The 607-nt window shown below is 61.4% G+C and carries 1 protein-coding gene; it reads left to right on the top strand.

The genetic code is table 11. The features are described from left to right. Nucleotides 1-28 precede the first annotated feature (28 nt). The coding region (locus IEZ19_RS53325) for a reverse transcriptase domain-containing protein (protein ID WP_308429115.1) at nt 29-607 on the top strand (579 nt) is incomplete at its 3' end.

Raw genomic sequence — 607 nt, 5'->3', positions numbered from 1 at the left:
ACACTCCGGACGCAGTGCCGGGCGCGGTGTGCCAAGCGGGCTGGACCGTGTGCGGGAGGCGGCACGAAGGGATAAGGAAGCACGGTTCACCGCGCTGTTGCATCACGTCGACCTGGTTCGCCTTTGGGCGGCCTATGTGGCGATTAACCCGAAGGCTTCTCCGGGTGTCGACCGGGTGACGTGGGACGCCTATGGGCAGGATCTGCGAGGGAATCTCGAAGATTTGCTCTGTCGTGTCCACAGCGGTGCCTATAGGGCGAGTCCTTCTCGCAGGGTGTACATACCGAAGCCGGATGGGCGGCAGCGTCCGCTCGGTATCGCTACCTTGGAGGACAAGATCCTCCAGCGTGCGGTGGTGGAGGTGCTGAACGCCGTGTATGAGGAGGACTTTCTCGGCTTCTCGTATGGGTTCCGGCCTGGGCGTGGCCCGCATGATGCGCTGGATGCGCTCGCGGTCGGGATCTCCGAGAGGAAGGTGAACTGGATACTCGATGCTGATGTCAGCGACTTCTTCTCCAAGCTTGATCATTCTTGGATGGAGAGGTTTCTCGAGCATCGCATTGCGGACAAGCGAGTCCTGCGGCTCATCCGGAAGTGGATGACTGCG

The organism is Streptomyces brasiliensis (assembly GCF_014647875.1).
Classification (GTDB): domain Bacteria; phylum Actinomycetota; class Actinomycetes; order Streptomycetales; family Streptomycetaceae; genus Streptomyces; species Streptomyces brasiliensis.
Note: the sequence above shows the minus strand (reverse complement) of the source record. Positions and strands in the feature narration are given on the sequence as shown.